The sequence below is a fragment of the Fulvivirga sp. genome, from assembly GCF_040218215.1.
GTDB lineage: Bacteria > Bacteroidota > Bacteroidia > Cytophagales > Cyclobacteriaceae > Fulvivirga.
The window spans coordinates 751,989-769,884 of sequence record NZ_JAVJQL010000028.1 but is presented as its reverse complement, the minus strand read 5'-3'; the positions used below and the strand labels follow the sequence as shown (position 1 = coordinate 769,884).

Annotated in this window: 18 protein-coding genes; 14 read left to right on the top strand and 4 right to left on the bottom strand. The window is 40.0% G+C overall.

Annotated elements, in window-relative coordinates; translation table 11 throughout:
• Window positions 1–3: 3 nt before the first annotated feature.
• The 3 genes from RIB54_RS21710 (at window position 4) to RIB54_RS21700 (ending at window position 3,200) form a co-directional block, all read left to right on the top strand.
• The gene (locus tag RIB54_RS21710; RefSeq protein ID WP_350102991.1) at window positions 4–2,628 is read left to right on the top strand and encodes an ABC transporter permease; all 2,625 of its coding nucleotides are present in this window, start codon (window positions 4–6) and stop codon (window positions 2,626–2,628) included.
• Between the two features lie 90 nt (window positions 2,629–2,718).
• On the top strand, window positions 2,719–2,907 hold the full coding sequence (locus tag RIB54_RS21705; RefSeq protein WP_350102990.1) for a hypothetical protein: 189 nt from the start codon (window positions 2,719–2,721) through the stop codon (window positions 2,905–2,907).
• Window positions 2,895–3,200 (top strand): type II toxin-antitoxin system RelE/ParE family toxin, encoded by a 306-nt coding sequence (locus RIB54_RS21700; RefSeq protein WP_350102989.1) that lies wholly within the window; start codon window positions 2,895–2,897, stop codon window positions 3,198–3,200. Before RIB54_RS21705 ends, RIB54_RS21700 begins: the two co-directional genes overlap by 13 nt.
• 21 nt (window positions 3,201–3,221) lie before the next feature.
• Here the strand turns inward: RIB54_RS21700 and RIB54_RS21695 are convergent, their stop codons facing one another.
• Together RIB54_RS21695 and RIB54_RS21690 are read right to left on the bottom strand one after the other, a co-directional pair.
• A complete protein-coding gene (locus RIB54_RS21695; RefSeq protein WP_350102988.1) occupies window positions 3,222–4,082 on the bottom strand; it encodes a hypothetical protein in 861 nt (286 codons plus the stop codon).
• Window positions 4,083–4,085: 3 nt separating this feature from the next.
• The gene (locus RIB54_RS21690) at window positions 4,086–5,012 is read right to left on the bottom strand and encodes a DM13 domain-containing protein (RefSeq protein WP_350102987.1); all 927 of its coding nucleotides are present in this window, start codon (window positions 5,010–5,012) and stop codon (window positions 4,086–4,088) included.
• Between the two features lie 159 nt (window positions 5,013–5,171).
• Between RIB54_RS21690 and RIB54_RS21685 the strand changes: the two genes are divergently transcribed.
• Both RIB54_RS21685 and RIB54_RS21680 read left to right on the top strand, forming a co-directional pair.
• Window positions 5,172–5,672: a hypothetical protein gene (locus tag RIB54_RS21685; RefSeq protein WP_350102986.1), complete on the top strand. Its 501-nt coding sequence runs from the start codon at window positions 5,172–5,174 to the stop codon at window positions 5,670–5,672.
• Between the two features lie 43 nt (window positions 5,673–5,715).
• The gene (locus RIB54_RS21680) at window positions 5,716–7,725 is read left to right on the top strand and encodes a CHU_0125 family OmpA-like outer membrane integrity protein (RefSeq protein ID WP_350069566.1); all 2,010 of its coding nucleotides are present in this window, start codon (window positions 5,716–5,718) and stop codon (window positions 7,723–7,725) included.
• A gap of 34 nt (window positions 7,726–7,759) precedes the next feature.
• Here RIB54_RS21680 and RIB54_RS21675 read toward each other — a convergent pair whose 3' ends face one another.
• Window positions 7,760–8,134 carry a MotA/TolQ/ExbB proton channel family protein gene (locus tag RIB54_RS21675; RefSeq protein WP_350069569.1) on the bottom strand — a complete coding sequence of 125 codons (375 nt, stop codon included), beginning with the start codon at window positions 8,132–8,134 and terminating at the stop codon, window positions 7,760–7,762.
• A gap of 140 nt (window positions 8,135–8,274) precedes the next feature.
• On the opposite strand from RIB54_RS21675, the gene RIB54_RS21670 reads away from it, so the two are divergent.
• Window positions 8,275–9,033: a LytTR family transcriptional regulator DNA-binding domain-containing protein gene (locus tag RIB54_RS21670; RefSeq protein WP_350069571.1), complete on the top strand. Its 759-nt coding sequence runs from the start codon at window positions 8,275–8,277 to the stop codon at window positions 9,031–9,033.
• On the opposite strand, the gene ygiD is transcribed toward RIB54_RS21670, so the two are convergent.
• Entirely contained in the window at window positions 9,016–9,852 is an 837-nt protein-coding gene (gene ygiD / locus RIB54_RS21665; protein ID WP_350069574.1) for a 4,5-DOPA-extradiol-dioxygenase, read from the bottom strand. The two genes, RIB54_RS21670 and ygiD, sit on opposite strands and share 18 nt — an antisense overlap.
• Window positions 9,853–10,199: 347 nt before the next feature.
• On the opposite strand from ygiD, the gene RIB54_RS21660 reads away from it, so the two are divergent.
• The 8 genes from RIB54_RS21660 to RIB54_RS21625 all read left to right on the top strand — a co-directional run bounded on the left by RIB54_RS21660 (window position 10,200) and on the right by RIB54_RS21625 (window position 17,869).
• Window positions 10,200–10,628: a DoxX family protein gene (locus RIB54_RS21660; RefSeq protein WP_350102985.1), complete on the top strand. Its 429-nt coding sequence runs from the start codon at window positions 10,200–10,202 to the stop codon at window positions 10,626–10,628.
• A gap of 73 nt (window positions 10,629–10,701) precedes the next feature.
• Window positions 10,702–11,796: a ligand-binding sensor domain-containing protein gene (locus RIB54_RS21655; protein ID WP_350102984.1), complete on the top strand. Its 1,095-nt coding sequence runs from the start codon at window positions 10,702–10,704 to the stop codon at window positions 11,794–11,796.
• Window positions 11,797–11,799: 3 nt separating this feature from the next.
• Window positions 11,800–12,150 (top strand): DUF2200 domain-containing protein, encoded by a 351-nt coding sequence (locus tag RIB54_RS21650; RefSeq protein ID WP_350102983.1) that lies wholly within the window; start codon window positions 11,800–11,802, stop codon window positions 12,148–12,150.
• A gap of 42 nt (window positions 12,151–12,192) precedes the next feature.
• Window positions 12,193–12,552 carry a nuclear transport factor 2 family protein gene (locus RIB54_RS21645; RefSeq protein ID WP_350102982.1) on the top strand — a complete coding sequence of 120 codons (360 nt, stop codon included), beginning with the start codon at window positions 12,193–12,195 and terminating at the stop codon, window positions 12,550–12,552.
• A 141-nt stretch (window positions 12,553–12,693) separates the two neighbouring features.
• Window positions 12,694–13,914, top strand: coding sequence for a parallel beta-helix domain-containing protein (locus RIB54_RS21640; RefSeq protein ID WP_350102981.1), 1,221 nt, complete (start codon window positions 12,694–12,696; stop codon window positions 13,912–13,914).
• A gap of 1 nt (window position 13,915) precedes the next feature.
• Window positions 13,916–14,965 carry an SO2930 family diheme c-type cytochrome gene (locus RIB54_RS21635; protein ID WP_350102980.1) on the top strand — a complete coding sequence of 350 codons (1,050 nt, stop codon included), beginning with the start codon at window positions 13,916–13,918 and terminating at the stop codon, window positions 14,963–14,965.
• A 105-nt stretch (window positions 14,966–15,070) separates the two neighbouring features.
• Window positions 15,071–17,008, top strand: a complete 1,938-nt coding sequence (locus RIB54_RS21630) for a glycoside hydrolase family 3 protein (protein WP_350102979.1) — start codon at window positions 15,071–15,073, stop codon at window positions 17,006–17,008.
• A 54-nt stretch (window positions 17,009–17,062) separates the two neighbouring features.
• The gene (locus tag RIB54_RS21625) at window positions 17,063–17,869 is read left to right on the top strand and encodes a hypothetical protein (RefSeq protein ID WP_350102978.1); all 807 of its coding nucleotides are present in this window, start codon (window positions 17,063–17,065) and stop codon (window positions 17,867–17,869) included.
• Window positions 17,870–17,896: the final 27 nt, after the last annotated feature.

Below are 17,896 nucleotides of genomic sequence, written 5' to 3'. Positions count from 1 at the left end.
CCTATGGAACGGCATCCTCCAAAATGGATTCTATCCATACTCAATTCCTTTTGTCATGAAGACTACCTCGATGAGGTACGTGGCGATTTGGAAGAAGTGTATCGCCTAAGGGTATTGAGCATGCCGCAATACAGAGCCAATTGGCTTTTGCTCAAGGAGGTAATCTTTTCTTTTAAGTCGTATGTCATCAGTGGCGATAAAAATAGCTACCCATCAACAAACCAAACCATCATGCTGAGAAATTATATAACTATAGCCTATAGAAATTTGATGAAGAACAAATTTTATAGTGCACTCAATATCTTAGGCCTTACCCTTGGCCTCACCTGTTCGCTGCTTATTTTCAGCTACGTGGCCAATGAGCTGAGCTTTGATAAATTCCATAGCAATGCTGAAAATACGTATCGGGTTATTGAAAAAGTAACGGGTGAAGATGGTGCGGTTCAGGAGCATTCGTCATCTGTTCCGTGGCCTGTTGGTCCTACTTTGCAAAGCGACCACCCGGATGCTATAGTCACCAGAATGTACAAGGCATGGCAAAAAGAGCCATTGATGAGTGATGTGGACAAGACTAAGAAATTCTACGAAAAGGAAATCTTCTTTGTGGACACATCATTTTTCAAAACCTTTTCTTTTGATCTTATCCGAGGTGATCAGCTAACAGCACTTAAGCAACCTCAATCGGTAGTGATTACTGAAAGTACGGCTAACCGCTATTTTGGAAGTATTGATGTGCTTGGCCAGACACTTATTCTGGAGAATAGCCTTGAGTTAACCGTTACCGGTGTGTCCAAAGATGTGGTGGCCAACTCGCACTTTCATTATGACTTTCTGGTGCCACTTTTAAACCTCGAAGACATTTTCAAAGCCACCGGAAATAATTGGGGCTGGCAGGGTTGGTATTGGAACCCTGTTCATACCTATGTTACCCTGCCTGAAAGATATACTGTTGATGATTTTGAAAGCTACATGCAACAGGTGGTAAAAGATCATTTCCCCCAGCAGATTGTTGATTTAAGTGCATTGTACCTTCAACCTTTGGTGGATATACATACCACTACAGACCTCTATCAGGAAATAGAACCGACTATTAGTAAGGAGTCTATTTATATAGCTGCAGTAATTGCTGGTTTCATTTTGATAATAGCGGCCATCAATTTTATCAACTTATCCACAGCCAGTGCCACAAGGCGATCAAAAGAAGTGGCCATGCGAAAGGTGTTAGGATCAACGCGCAAAAACCTGATCATGCAGTTTTTTGGAGAGTCCATATTGTTAAGCCTTTTAAGCCTCATACTGTCCATTGTGGCCATATACTTTATACTCCCCACATTTGAGTATTTGTTGGATGCTTCGATCAATATTAAGCAAATTGTTACCCTACCGGTCATCAGTGTGGTGATTTTGGGCACGTTGCTTTTAGGTGTTTTGTCAGGCGTCTACCCTGCATTTATCCTCTCTGGCTTCAAGCCTGCTGAAGTATTGAAAACATCTAAATCTACTGGAAATAAAAGCATCAACCTGTTTAGAAAATCGTTGGTGGTATTTCAGTTCATGATATCTATTGTTTTGTTGGTAAGTGCTTTTGTAATTTATCAGCAATATCAATTTCTTACTTCGAAAGAGCTGGGCTTTAGCAAGGAAGAGATTGTGCTTATTCCTATCAGAGGAACAACGATTATAGAAAACCCTGAAAGTTTTAAAACTGAGCTTCTGAGTAATCCACAGGTGGTAGCGGCCAGTGCTGTTTCTGATATTTTAGGTCAGGATGTTCCATCAAGACCATTTAGGATCAGCGGATATGATGACCCACAGAACATACCCGGCTTTTTTACCGATCATGATTTCGCTAAAACTTTCGGCATCAATATCATAGAAGGAAGAGACTTTGACAAGACCAATGAGGCTGATCATCAAAACCTGCTGATGAATGAGGCCATGCTTGATTTACTGAAAGATAAGAATTGGGAAGGTCAGCAGATTGGCTGGGGCCGGGGGCAAAGGCAGATTATTGGTATGGTGGAGAATTTCAATTTTATGAGCCTCAAAACTGATATTAAACCCTTATTTATAGGTTTCTCAAATAGTTTCATCAGCTACGTAGCTGTGAGAGTTAGTGAAGGCAATGTTTATAATACGTTGGCAAAACTTGAATCAAGCTGGAAAAAGTTTGAACCTGAAAAGCCATTTGTTCCCCTGTTTCTAGACCAAAAACTCAATGAACTATATCAGTCAGAGCGAAAGACGGGTGAGCTTATTGGCTATTTCTCAGGCCTTGCCATTCTTATCGCTTTTCTGGGCCTGGTCGGTTTGGTAACCTACAGGGTGAACTCCAGAATTCATGAAATTGGTATTAGAAAAGTGCTTGGTGCCACGGCCAGCAACATTCTTAATCTATTAAGCGTGGAATTTATAGTATTGGTACTTGTAGCTAATGTATTGGCATGGCCATTTGCCTGGTACATAATGACCACCTGGCTAGAAAACTTCACCTATAAAATAGCACTGGAATGGTGGCATTTTGGAGCTGCCGGAATCATTGCAGTATTAATAGCTGCCATCACGGTTTTTGCCCGATCATACAAGGCCATATTGACTAATCCGGTGGAGACTATCAGGGAGAGTTGATAAGAATAAAGACTTTTTTTCGTTTTTATCAATATTAAAATTCAACGTCATCAGAACGGAATCAAAACGACTTTCGTTAACTTAGTTAATATGGAAACCAGTCTAAAAGAACATTTAATTCAAATAGCCAACAGACTAACACCAGACTCAACATTAGAGGATGTCTACGAGCAATTGTCGTTACTTTCTGATATTGAAATTTCTGAGCAACAGGAAAAAAAAGGTGAAATTCTAACACAATCTCAGGTTGAATTACAATCACGGGAATGGTTAAAGTAATTTGGTCTAAACGAGCATTTAGTCAACTCGAACGGAACATAAAATATATCAAAGAAGAACAAGGTGTTTCTTATGCCGAAACCGTATTAAATAAAATACTCAGCGCTTCGTCTCTTCTGGCTGGTACACCAAAAATGGGGCCTATTGAACCACTTTTAGAGCATAAGAAATCTGAATATAGATTTATTTTAGTGTGGAGTTACAAAATTATTTATCGAGTAACTTCTGATCGCGTATTAATTTCGAGAGTATTTCACACCTCTAGAAACCCACAAAAACTAAAGGGAGTTTAATTAAAGAAGAAAGGGCTAAAGCTACAATTTCAAAAAGGCACCAACACCAAAATTTGGAGCGGCAAGCAGGTTTTGTCCGCTGCTGGCAAATGCTGCAGAAGCAACAAGACCAAAACTTTCTTTAAAAACGTAGCTTACCTCCGGACCAAAAGAAACGTATTCAACATTATTACCAAAAACGCCACTTCCTGCTCCACCATCCGGGTCTCCGTTATTGGTAGATTGCGTGATGAATAACTTCATGGCCAAATTCCAGTGACTTGAAGGCTGATAGCCTATTTCGCCAGTAGCTCGAACTTCATCAGAAAAGCCTTTGGTTCTGTTGTTATAGCCCAAACCCACAGAGGCATACAGCGGAGTTGGGTAAAAAGAATGACTGGCATCAATCATTAACATTTGATTGAACTCACCATCTCCGGTTTGTAAAATTCTTGGCTCTCCGGCATCTGTCGTTCCTTCAGCAGTTTTACCCAGTGGCAGGCCAAACAAAACTGTGGCCGAAACGGCAATGCTTTTTCCGGGAGTCAGCCCATACTTAAATGCTATATCAGTGTCTCCAAAAGAATTGACAGCATCTCCGGGTTCTATGTTTCCTGACTGCCTGCGCTCCACTTCATTAAGGGTGCTGCGCACAAAAAAAGGCATGTATAACATTCCTGTTAGTCTATCGGTGATGCCATATTCACCATAAAAACTTGTAGTGTATAAACTGATAGTTGTAATGCCTATGACCTCGCCCTGAAGATTATAGAAATTATCAGCAATGATGAAATTCTGCCCTAGTTTAAAATAGCCCTTGCCCTTTTGCTGTGGCCAGCCACCACCAGCTTGTAAAGTCTGAGCTAAAAAAAGAATGAGTACAAGTGTGAATATATTCTTCATAATTTATTTTTGAAAATCACCAACCCCGAATGTGATGGAAGCAGGTTTACATAAAATAATGACATATCTATAGGTGGTCAGATCGACATCAGAATCTAAGGCAGTTACATTAAATGTATGTGCACCATTTTCCTTGATCTCCCCCAAATCAAGTCCATTGGCCTTAGTATCACCTCCAGAGGTGAAGTTTGATAAATATATAAAAGTGCCTAAAGCAAAAGAGGTCTTAAAATCCTCACCTAAAATTAGTGTAACCGTACCATCAGCCCCTTTTGACAGGGTAGCTGTTCCTTCTGCAGTATATCCACTTTCACCACTCAAGGTTGTGGTTTTGGCTTGCCCCCCAACATTAACAATGAAGGGATCACTTTTTATGCCTTCAATCGTGGCCGTTACCTTCACAACACCTTCTGATTTTCCTGTTAGCACGCCAGAGTCATTAATGGTAGCAATGCTGTTATCATCAACTGACCAGCTTACTGGCAATCCCATAATCTCGTTTTCTAATATGTTTAGTGCCATTGCCGTAAGTTGAATAGATATACCAATGTCAATTTGAGTGGCTTCGCCTTGTACAATTACGGTGGCAACATCATCTACTGAACCGGTCACCGTGATCAATACAGGCTCACTTTCGGCCTCATTAAATTTGGCAATCAGCGATGTCTGTCCCATGCTTTTTGCTGTTACTACTCCAGATGAACTAACGCTGGCGATTTCAGTATCCTCAATAAACCAGTCGGGAGATATGGTTTCCTCTATGCCATATTCATTGAAGTAGGTAACGGTAAATACCCTCTCATCACCCAACATTATGGCCTGAGTCGCTTCATTAATAGTGATCTCTTGAGGAACTACTGGGTCATCTACCACATCTGTGCCAATGCAGCTTGTAAAAATTATTGATAATAATATAAATGTCTTTTTCATTTTGGTCATTTGAAACGCTTATATGCTCAGCTTATCCAAACTAACGGAAAAGGTAATAGGTTATGTTGCTTCAAAAAAGTCGCTCTGATGACTTTTGCTTCTTTAGCTTTTAAGAACTTATCGTAACCAGTTTCAGTTTTATTCATAAATTTGACTGCTATGACTACACCTTTTGACTTAATGCCAGATAATGCCAGAGTTTGGGTATATCAATCTCAAAGAGCATTAACTGCTGACGAACAAGAAACAATAACCAAAAACACTAATGCTTTTCTGGAGCAATGGGCGGCACATGGCAAAGAACTAAAAACATCTTTCGAAATCCGTGATGACAGGTTTTTGATTGTAGCCGTAGATGAGTCGTTTAATCAGGCTACAGGCTGTTCTATCGATGCTTCTGTTGCATTTATGAAAGCAATAGATACAGAATATCAATTAGACCTTTTTGACCGAACGAAAATTGCATTTATATTTAACGGACAGATAGTTATAGAATCACTCAGCACCTTAAAAGCAAAAGTTGAAAATGGAGAAATTCCTTCTTCTGCAGTGTTAGTTAATAACTCCGTTAGCTCTAAAAAGGAGCTTGATGAAGATTGGAAGCAGCCAGTTTTAAAAAGTTGGGTGAGCAGATATTTTAAAACCCTACAACAGAACTAATTTTTTTGTCGTTATCAATTCAGAACGGTAAATCGATAATAGAATGAAATTTAATGGTATGAGCCATATGCGTAAATTTTTAATCATTGCCATTACCGTATTTGTGTCGGCATGTAGCGTTAACAAAAAGGCAAACAAAGAATTTTCTTTGGGTAGATTTCAGAATACGATAGATATGTATTCAAAGGTGCTGGAAAAAAACCCTGATGATCCAGAGGCTAACTTTTTTGTAGCAGAATCTTATCGCCAGTCTAACAGAATGTTTGAAGCCGCTCCATTTTATGAAAGGGCTATGCTCAATGGTATGGAGAATGACTCCATCCAGCTGTTCTATGCATTTGCACTCAAGTCCAGAGGGCAATATGAACAGGCAAGGGGCGAACTCAATGAATATTTAAAAAAAGTTACGGACGAAACCTTTGTGGCCAGGGCCAATGAAGAGTTTGACAACCTGAACAATCTTGATGAAATAAGGGCTAAGAAAAACTATTTCAAAGTTAAAAACCTGTCGGCAGTCAATTCGCCTTCAGCAGAATACGCACCAGTTTATAATGATGGCGAATTATATTTTACATCTTCCAGAGGCGATAGTAAAATCTATTTGGCCACAGGCACACCATTCACTAATATTTACAAAGCCCAGACCAAAGGAGCCAGGGTTGACAGTACATCCATAAAGTCTATCAGCGAACTGATCAACAATACTAATATCAATGAGGGGTCATTGACTTTTAGCCCTGACGGCAAAACGATGGTTTTTGCACGTGGCAATTCCGGAAAGCGTAAGGGCACAGCAGATGTTAACCTGTTTATGTCTGTTTTAAGAAATGGTGAATGGTTAGAGCCCCGTATGCTGAACATTAACAACCCGGGATATTGGGATTCTTCTCCAGCCTTCAGCAGAGATGGAAGAACATTATACTTTGCCTCTAACAGACCTGGCGGGTATGGCGGGGTTGACCTGTACAGTGCAAAGAGAAATGCCAGAGGTAGATTTTTCAATGTGAAAAACCTGGGCCCGGAAGTCAATACCACTGGAAATGAGATGTTCCCTTATATATCTGATGATGGGCAAATGTATTTCTCCAGCGATGGACATCCTGGGTTTGGAGGGCTAGACCTTTTTGTTGCCAGAAGAAGCAACGGCATGATTGAAGTTGAGAATCTTGGAGAGCCTATCAACTCAAATGCCGATGACTTTGGAATGTTTTTATTCAAAGCGGACAGAGGCTTTTTTACCTCCAATCGTGATGGAGGAGAAGGGGATGATGACATCTATACATTTGTGAATGAAGATCCAAATCTGAAAATTGTGAATTACTATCTTGAAGGGGTAACCATGACTTACAATGATAAAGATGAATTGGAAATATTACCGGGCGTAGAGGTTCAACTGCTTGACTATGAAGGAAATCAAATTGACGAAACTACTACTGAAGATGATGGAAAGTTCTTATTCCGTGTTTATGAACACGAACATTACAATTTGGTAGGTACCAAAAAGGGAGGCAAGCAGAAATACCTGATTACCAGACAGCCATTTACAACAGTAGGTAGATCCGTTGACAGGGAAACCTTAACTGAGCTCGTTACAGATGTGAAGTTTGATACGCTAATGGTACTTGAGAAGCTTGAAATTGATAAAATCTTCGTGATGGAGAATATTTATTATGATCTTGACCGCTATGAGATTAGAGATGATGCGGCCTTGGAGCTGGATAAATTGGTGACCATACTAAGGGATAATCCAGAGATAAAAATTGAGTTGAGCTCACATACTGATGATCGTCAGACAGATCAGTACAACTTGAAGCTTTCAGAGCGTAGGGCTCAATCGGCTGTAGACTATATTGTATCGCAAGGCATTAATAAAACCCGGCTTGTTGCTCGTGGCTATGGTGAATCTAAGCTGATTATACCTAATGCTACTACAGAGGAACAACATCAGGTTAACAGAAGAACAGAATTTAAAATCCTTGATATTGGCAGAACCATCAACGCTGAAGATTTTGATGAAGATGCTTATTTTGATGAGGATGATTCAGGAAATTAATGAAGAGGGCTTTATAGCCCTCTTCTCATTTTAATTATTTGCTCTTTAGATTCAAAGCCGTAAGCCCAAACCATATCAGGTAAGAAAATAAAAATATCACAAGGCCATATTCGGTTGCTATCAATGATACTTTTAAACCTCCAGCTAATAATGCTGGAGAGACCTCTCCTATTTCTTCAATAGCCAGGAACATACCATGCAGACCCATGAGCTGAGTAAATATTCCAAGTATTAAACCAAAAAGGCCTATGCTTTTAATGGTTTTTAGTTTTATTCGGATTTCATCAATTGTAAGCTCACCTTTTTTGATGGCTACAAAACACATGGTGGCCACTACCATGTTAATAAAAAGCACCAATGTAAGCAGACCCATATATAATGGGTCACCGGCATAAAATAGATCAATCATAATTAGTATAAATTTAGTTAAACATCTGGACACAAATGTAGCTGCGATATGAGCGGAGGGACAATGTCAAAAGCGGCCCTAAACAGGTAATCCATCGACTTTTATGCCTTTATTCCATCAAAAGGCAGATATTAGCAGCTGTGAAACTATCCTTACACATAGTATTTTGGGCGGCAGTGCTTGTGCTATTGACCTTGATTTTTGGTCGTCAATTTGACGACTTTAGTACTTCATTCTACTTTGTTTCTATGCTACTGCCTGTTGTAGTGGGCACTTGCTACTTCTTTAATTTATATCTGGTTCCCAAATACCTGTTGACTAAAAAGTATTTCAAGTTTTCGCTCTATACAGTTTACATGGTCATTGTATCGATTTACTTCGAGCTGGTTGTAATGACACTTTCTTTTATTTTTCTGGCCGATTATTCGTACAAAAATATGGGTCCATATATGACCGATGCTTTTTCATTAGCTACCGTTCTTTATTTTATTGTGCTGTTGTTTTCGTTCATATCGCTGGTTAAGCGTTCCATCATGGATGAGCAAAAGATATCCACTTTAGCTAAAGAGAAGGAAAAGTATGAAACAGGAAACTTTACTGTAAGATCGAACAGAAAGCAGGTGAGTATAAGTTTTGAGGAGGTATTGTTTATAGAGAGCCTGGGAGATTATGTGAAGATCAATCTGGTTGATAACGGTAATGTTATTACTAAAGAAAAGATCAGTAGCCTTGAAGAACGATTACCTGATTTATATCTGAGAGTGCACCGTTCATTTCTGATCAACAGGGAAAAGGTCGCAAATTTCAATAAGGAAGAAATTGAAATTGAAAGTCACACAATCCCGATTAGCCGTACCTATAAAAAAGTGGCTTGGGACAGTCTAGCCAAACCGGACTGAGGTCATGGTTATGGAGCCAGCGACAGCTTTGTCATTAAAAAATGAAGCCTTATCATCTTTGGCCTGTAGGCCTAAAGTGTAGATCAAAGGATAATAGTGATCTGGTGTAGGTATGGCCAATTTAGCCGCTTCATGTAGCGTGTCATAATTGATCATTGACTGATGATCGCCATTAGCAATTTTGTTTTTGAATACCTCATTTAAGTCATTGGCCCAATCGAAGCCATAACTTTCAGTACTGTTCATCTTTTTGAAATCCATGATTCTCAAATTATGAACCATATTGCCACTCCCCATAATCAAAACACCATGTTCTCTCAACTTGCTGAGTTGGTTTGCTAATTCATAATGGTATTTAGCTGGTTTATTATAGTCAATACTCAGTTGAAGTACAGGTATATCGGCATTTGGATACATGTGTCTCACCACTGTCCAGGTACCATGATCAAGACCCCAATCATGATCGAGCACAACATCTGTTTTGTCAATTAATGACTTGGTTGTGGCCGCCAATAAAGCATCTCCCGGGACTGGATAGTCTACATCATATAAATCTTTTGGAAAGCCGCCAAAATCATGAATGGTTCTAGGGAAATCCATAGCTGTAATATGGGTGCCATGCGTTAGCCAGTGCGCAGAAATACATAATACGGCTTTTGGTGTCGGTATTTCCTCTGCCAGTTTTGACCAATATTGGCTGAATTCATTATCTAAAATCCCATTCATTGGAGACCCATGGCCAACAAACAAAACAGGCATTTTAAAGCTTGTTTTAGGAAAATTATTAATAAGGTCTTTGAGTGGGTTCAGACTTTCCATATTAATTCAATGTTACAACATTAATTAAACGTGTGCTCTGAATTTTAAGTTTCTTATGACATTGAAAAACCAGACACTTTTTAATCGACAAAACGAAAAGTACATTTTATACAGTTCAAGGTTAATTATCCGATACAGACAACATTTTATTTTTACATCAAAAAACCACTTCAGGAGCGTTCAGAAACAGATTAGAAACAAAAAGCCATATTCTGAAAAATGTACTTTTCGTTTTGCCGATTATAGTCACCTTTAAGAGACTCTAAGCAAGTTCATACTGACCACACATCAAAAATCCTTTTTGATGTTCAAACATCTACCGTATACTTGTTTTAAAAATAGACGCTATGAAACTGATCAAATACAACTACACAGCATTATCGAAACAAGGAAGCATAGCAGCACTACTTCTCAGGGTTACTTTCGGGGGCTTTTTGCTTTTCGGTCACGGTATAGGTAAAGTGGGTAGACTATTTGGAGATGAGCCCATTAAATTTCTCGATTTCATTGGGTTAGGGGCACCGTTCTCTCTTGCGCTGGCCACAGGTGCTGAGGTTATTGGCTCTTTAATGATCATGATAGGATTATTCACCCGCTTTGCATCAATACCAGTAATTTTCACACTTTGTGTAGCGGCATTTTTAGTCCATGGTGGTGACGGCTTCAGCGGTCAGGAAAAGCTTCTTCTCTACATTTTTGGTTTTGTAGCGATACTTATATCAGGACCTGGTAAATACTCTGTTGACCGACATCTGTCCAAATCAAAGTACGTATGAGTGTCAAAAGCCCTTTCAGTTATGTGGTTTTAATGTAGAAATACTATATTCCGCTTCATAACTTAATTATTTAATGAAAGGCCAATCTTATAAAAGTAAATTCAACTTTCTGCTACCAGCTATCCTTCTAATTGGATTCATCAGTGCTTGCGCTGATAGTGGTAAGTCTAAGGAGCCCACTGAAGAAGTTCAGGTCAAGAGCAAAAAGGATCCGTTTCCATTAAAATATACATCAGGCATCCGATCCATCTTGGAGGATAGCAAAGGCAATATTTGGTTTGGTAGCCACCAGGAGGGTGCCGCTCTATTTGATGGTGATGAGCTCACCTATTTTACATTAGAAAATGGATTAAGTGACAACCAAATAAGAACAATTTATGAAGATGATAGCGGCACTATCTGGTTTGAATGCGGTAATGGTTTAAGTAGCTATGATGGCATAAGAATAACTACTAATGCAGAAAGAGATTACAGTTCAAAAAATGAGTGGAAGCTCAGTGACAATGACCTTTGGTTTAAAGGAGATGAAGGTACTGGCTTCAACACGAGAGAAGGTCAACCTGGTGTATATCGCTATAATGGCAACAAACTTATTTACCAGATATTTCCCGCTGAGCTTAAGGCTGGAGAAGAAAACTACTATTCAGTAACCACACCTCTAGTGAAAGGTGAAGATAATATGATTTGGTTTGGCACCTACGGGGCTGCTATTGGCTACAATGGCAAGGACTTTAAAATCATTAATAATGAAAGCCTTGGTTTAACTGGAGATACGGGTGCACTGCACATCAGAAGTTTATTTTATGATAGCAAGGGCAACCTTTGGATTGGCAATAATGGTATTGGTGTTATTAAATATGATGGAGAAAATACCATTAACTTTACTAAACTTCATCACTTAAAAAAAGAAGAAACTAAAGGCTACTCACTTGACAGGATTTTCTCTATTGGCGAGGATAATGCAGGCAATATCTGGTTTGGCACCCATCAGTCTGGGGTTTGGCGTTTTGATGGTGAGTCACTCACCAACTTTACTAAAGAGGATGGGCTGGAAAGTAATCATATATGGACAATATATCAAAGCAAGCAGGGCGAGTTATGGTTTGGCGGTGCCAGTCCGAGTGGGGTTTATGTATTCAACGAAAATTCATTTGAAAGGAAATATTGAATTATGAAAAAGCATAAAATATACACCATGGCATTTGCCAGTGTTTATCCACATTATGTTACCAAAGCGGAGAAAAAAGGCCGCACAAAAGCTGAGGTGGATGAAATTATTTGCTGGCTGACAGGTTATGATCATGAGACGCTACAAAGTCAAATAGTCCAGAAAACCAATTTTGAAACCTTCTTTGAGCAAGCTCCACAGTTAAACCCCAATGTTTCTAAAATTACCGGGGTCATCTGCGGCTACAGGGTAGAGGAAATTGAAGATGAGCTCATGCAAAAGATCCGGTATATGGATAAGTTGATAGATGAGTTGGCCAAAGGCAAGGCCATGGAGAAGATTTTGAGGAAGTAATGGATTGCCAGATTAGATAGAAATTATTACTTTCATTATGCTATGACACCAAAACAACTCATTACTCATTGGGTAGACGTATTCAACAAAGCAAATGCCGCTGAAATTGCAGATCTGTACCATGAGGATGCCATTAATCATCAGGTTATCAATGAACCAATACATGGAAAATCCGCCATTAAAACCATGTTCGAAAATGAATTTGCCACCGCAGACATGGTGTGCATTATTGAAAATATTTTTGAAGATGGAGAATGGGCAATTCTGGAATGGAAAGATCCACTAGGGCTCAGAGGCTGCGGTTTCTTTCAGGTCATTGATGGTAAAATCAAATTTCAAAGGGGGTATTGGGACAAGCTTTCCTTTTTGAGACAGCACAATTTACCCTTCCCAAAGGAATAATGCGCACCAGTAGTTAATATCGCGATCCTATTAGGTTGGTTGTAAATCTGACTTGCTTATTCTAAGTTTTTATTATAAACTTAGTTTGTCTTAAGATCACCTAACTAGTTACACCCCATGAGCCATCTTCCAAAATGCTGCATGAGATTTTTCTGTTTTAGCCTAATTTCATTACTAATTCTTTCCTGCTCCAGTAAAGAAGAGCGTGAATGGAGTTCCATTGAAAAAGACCTGCAAACCATGCTTATCAATGCCGCTGATGGTGAGACTATCGACTTGCCGGCAGGCAATTATATGTTTAAAAAGAGCTTGCTGATAGATGGTAAAAAGAATGTGACCATCAAAGGGGCCGGGATTGAAAACACGGTTCTATCTTTTGCCATGCAGGAGGAAGGTGCCGAGGGCATCAAGGGCAGTAACTGCATCAACCTTACTTTTGAAGGTTTCACCATTGAAGATGCCAAAGGGGATAACATTAAAGTGACCGATACCAGAGGCATCACTTTCAGAAGTGTAAAATCACAATGGACAGGTGAACCCTCAGAAGAAAATGGAGCCTATGCATTTTATCCGGTATTGTCAAAGAATGTGATTTTGGAGAAATGTATTGCCATTGGAGCATCAGATGCAGGTATTTATGTGGGCCAGAGTGACAGCGTGATCATCCGCAACAACATTGTAATCAATAATGTAGCAGGCATAGAAAGTGAAAACTCACGCTGGGTAGAGATTTATGAAAATGAAGCCTATGATAACACAGGTGGCATCCTTGTTTTCGATATGCCCGGCCTTACACAAAGTGGCCATACTACAAGGGTTTATAAAAACAAGGTCTATGAAAATAACTATCGCAATTTTGCTCCGGAAGGTAATATTGTAGCTATAGTGCCTCCCGGTACTGGCATACTATTGCTGGCAACGCAAAACATTGAAATATTTAATAATGAACTGACAGATAACAGAACCCTGGGTGTGGGTATAGCCAGCTATAAATTAGTAGAGCTGATGGAGGCAGAAGATGGCACCCAATTGGATGGATTGATCACCGAAAAAACCAATACCGGTGAGTACAACGCTTTCACTAACAACATCAATATTCACCATAATGTCTTTGATAACAGCAAGTGGTTTCCTACTGTCAAAAACGATTTTGGATTGCTGTTTCTTACTGAGTTTCCATTCAATACTCCTGATATAGTTTTTGATGGTATCCGTGATCCTGACAACCCAATACAACTGTGTATTAATAATAATGGCGATATCAAATTTGCAGAATTGGATGCTGAACACAACCTGGAAGGGCTTACTGATGAATGGACTGCCTATCAATGTGAGGCTGAGTCAATAGCCCCAATTTTTTAGGATGAAAAAGTCATTATTTATACTGCTTTCCTTGTTGATTTTTGGATGTAGACAGAAAGATGCACCAAAGGAAATCAAAGAAGTATCGCTATCAGGAACTTCAAAAGCCAGTAAGTGGCCTGAGAAATTGAGTGCATGGGAGCTTTTTGAATTACCAATGGCTAAGCTAAAACCTGCCAAAGGTGTATTTCCCTATGATATCAATTCAGCTCTTTTTAGCGATTATGCCTACAAGGCAAGATTTATTAAACTCCCCAAAGACAGTACAATGGGCTATCAGCCTTCGGCAACATTAAATTTTCCGGTTGGCTCGGTGCTAATAAAAAACTTCTACTACCCTGAAGATTTTAACAAGCCAGAAGGCAAAAGAAGAATACTTGAAACCAGGTTATTGATTCATGAACCAACTGCCTGGCAAGCAGTACCATATGTTTGGAATCAAGAGCAGACTGAAGCCATTTTGGAGATAGCAGGGGCGTCTATTGATGTGTCATGGAAGAATACCGAAGGCGTAAAAGTTGACCTGAACTATTCCGTGCCCAATCAGGTACAATGCAAGAGTTGCCACGAGCGCTATGGCAGGTTTTCTCCAATAGGACCAAATGCCAGACAGCTCAATCGCGATGGTCAATTGCAACAGTGGAAGGAGACTGGGCTGTTAACAGGTCTGCCTGAGACTGATATTCCAAGTCTTACCAACTATGATGACGAAACAGCTATGATAAAAGACCGTGCCAGGGCTTGGTTGGAAATTAATTGTGCTCACTGCCATAGTCCTGAGGGGCCGGCCAAAAACACAGGGCTCTATCTTTATGCCTCTCAGACTGATCAGTATAAACTGGGTATCAGCAAGCCTCCAATAGCTGCAGGCAGAGGTTCGGGAGGCTTGAAGTATGGCATAGTTCCAGGAAATCCTGATAAATCCATTCTATATCATCGCATTAAGTCGCTAGATCCTGGCGTAATGATGCCCGAACTTGGTCGTAAAATAGAACACAAAGAGGGTGTGGCACTTATAAAGCAGTGGATTGATGGGATGAATGTTAATTAGTACTCCATCAAAAGATCTTTTGCTTCAATAAACCAGTCAATAGTCCTGGGTTTAAAATATTTTATTATCTTTAATGTGTCATATTAACACATTGAAATTAAAACAATGAAAAAGTCACTATTTCTTCTTCTATCGGCAGTAATTATCAGCTGCCAGACGGCTACTAAAAATGAGGAAACTGCCAGCCTTCCGGATCTCGTACAGCAAAAATCAAAGGCCATAGTTGAGGCCAATGGGCAGAAATACAGAGACCTCAATCATAATAACCAGCTTGACAAATATGAGAATTCATCGTTACCCATAGAGGAGCGGATAGATGACCTGCTCAGTCAAATGACTGTCGAAGAAAAGGCTGGTATTATGTTTATTAACGGTACTGGCGTAAGCACTACTGCACAGCCTGATAGCAAAGAAGGAGTTGAAGGCCCTGCCGCAAGAATGCCAAGCATTGTGGAAAATATGAATGACCGTGAGATGAACTACTTCAATATTTGGGGCATTCCTGAAGACCCTGCCGTATTTGCTAAATGGTATAACAATGCTCAATTGGTAGCCGAAAGTTCAAGATTGGGCATTCCTGTAACCATAGCCTCGGACCCTCGTCACCATTTCAGCAATAACATCTTTGCAATGAGTGCCAAAGGCTTCTCGCAGTTTTGCGAGACGCTGGGTTTTGCCGCATTACGTGATGAGGCCCTGATGAAAAAATTTGGAGATATAGTGAGACAAGAATACCTGGCCATTGGTATCCGAGAGGCACTTCACCCGCAAATAGATCTGGCCACTGAGCCTCGTTGGGCGCGCATTGCCGGCACCTTTGGTGAAGATGCTGAACTTTCGGCTATGCTGGTAAAGGCTTACATTGAAGGCATGCAAGGCACCATTTTAGATGAAAATGGAATAGCCACGATGACCAAACATTTTCCAGGTGGTGGTCCTCAGAAAGAAGGACTTGATCCGCACTTTTCATTTCAGAAAGGGCAAATTTATCCTGGCGATAATTTTGACTATCATCTGATTCCTTTTGAGGCAGCCTTTGAAGCCAATACCGCTGCAATTATGCCATACTATGGTGTGCCTACTGACCAAACTGATGAAAATGTCGCCATGGCATATAACAAGGCCATCATCACCACGCTGCTGCGTGAAAAATATAACTATGATGGTGTGGTGTGCACTGACTGGGGGTTAATCTCTGATGTGCCCATGGGACCAGATGTGGTTTGGAAGGCACGCGCCTGGGGCGTGGAAGAGTTGAGTGAAGTGGAAAGGGTTTTAAGAATTATTGAAGCTGGATGCGATCAGTTTGGTGGTGAAAACAAGCCGGAGCACGTGGTGCAATTGGTTAAAGAAGGCAAACTGTCAGAAGAAAGAATTGATATCTCAGTACGCAGGTTATTAAGGCAGAAATTTCAGCTGGGCCTTTTTGATAATCCATTTGTAGATGAAACCAAGGTAAATGATATTGTAGGTAAACCGGAATGGCAGGCTCTGGGCGCAAAAACACAGCAGGAAGCCATGACTTTGCTTAAAAATGATGAAAATATACTTCCATTGGCTAAAAACACCTTAAAAGTATACATTGAAAATATGGACAGTGCTACTGTGGCTGAATATGCAGAGGTAGTTGCCACGCCAGAAGCAGCGGACTTTGCCATCATTAGAGTGAACACTCCATGGTATCCGGCAGATACAAAAAATCCATTTGCACTAGGATTTCATCATGGTGATCTGGATTTCAAAGGTGAAGAGAAGGAGAAGATCATGAAGCTGCTTAAAACTGTGCCAACAGTAGTGGATATCTATCTGGACAGGCCTGCAGTGATTCCTGATATTGCGGCAGCTTCAAAAGCCCTAATTGCTAATTATGGCGCCAGCGACAAATCAGTATGTGAAATTATTTTCGGAAACTCTGCACCTAAAGGTAAGCTTCCCTTCGAGTTGCCATCCTCTATGAAAGCCGTTGAAGAACAAAAAACAGATGTGCCCTATGATAGCAAGGATCCATTGTTTGCTTATGGGTTTGGGTTGGTGTATCAATAGTAGGTGAAGCAATTAATGAGGTTTTCTTTATAAATGATTAGTTTCATATGACTAATGAGATTTCTAAAGTTTGCCGTTCACATTTTGATATTTATCCTCTTAACTGTGATTACACAGTTAGGAGGAATTCTTTACCTCGTCACCGTAGTTATTGGCAGGAAAATAACATTTGATTTCAAAAAGTCATTCGCATTATTTGTAGGATTATATCTAAGCGCTTCGCTCTTACTTGTCCCGCTAATCGCACCAATCTTCGGACGCGTTGCACTTCCTTTAAGTGGCTCATTACAGCCTCTGAATGTTATGACTTGCCTTCTCAACCGTCATTATGTTAGGCCAGAGTTGAAGTCTGATTTACTCACCATTTCAAATGAAATGAACAGCAGATACCCAGGAACCAAAACCAGTTATTTGGATGCCAATTTCCCTTTCTTTAATGGTTTTCCACTTTTTCCGCACTTAAGTCATAATGATGGTAAAAAGGTTGACCTGGCATTTTACTATGACGAAAAACTATCTGGTCAGCCTACCAACAATGCTCCGTCTTTTATTGGTTATGGTATTTATGAGGCACCAAAAGCCCATGAAGCAAATTATCCACAACTATGCAGAGACAAAGGCTACTGGCAATATGGTTTCCTAACCAACCTGATTCCAAAATGGAGTGAAAATAAGTATCAGGTCAATGCAGAAAAAACAGCCGAGCTTATAAGTATGCTTGCCGCTAATCAATCGATATCTAAAATATTCATCGAACCACATCTAAAACAACGCTGGGGCTTGAGCTCTATTGATAAAATTAGGTTTCATGGTTGCCAGACAGTGAGGCATGACGATCATATTCATCTTCAAATTAAATAGGGCTAAAACCGATTGTCATTTTAAGAC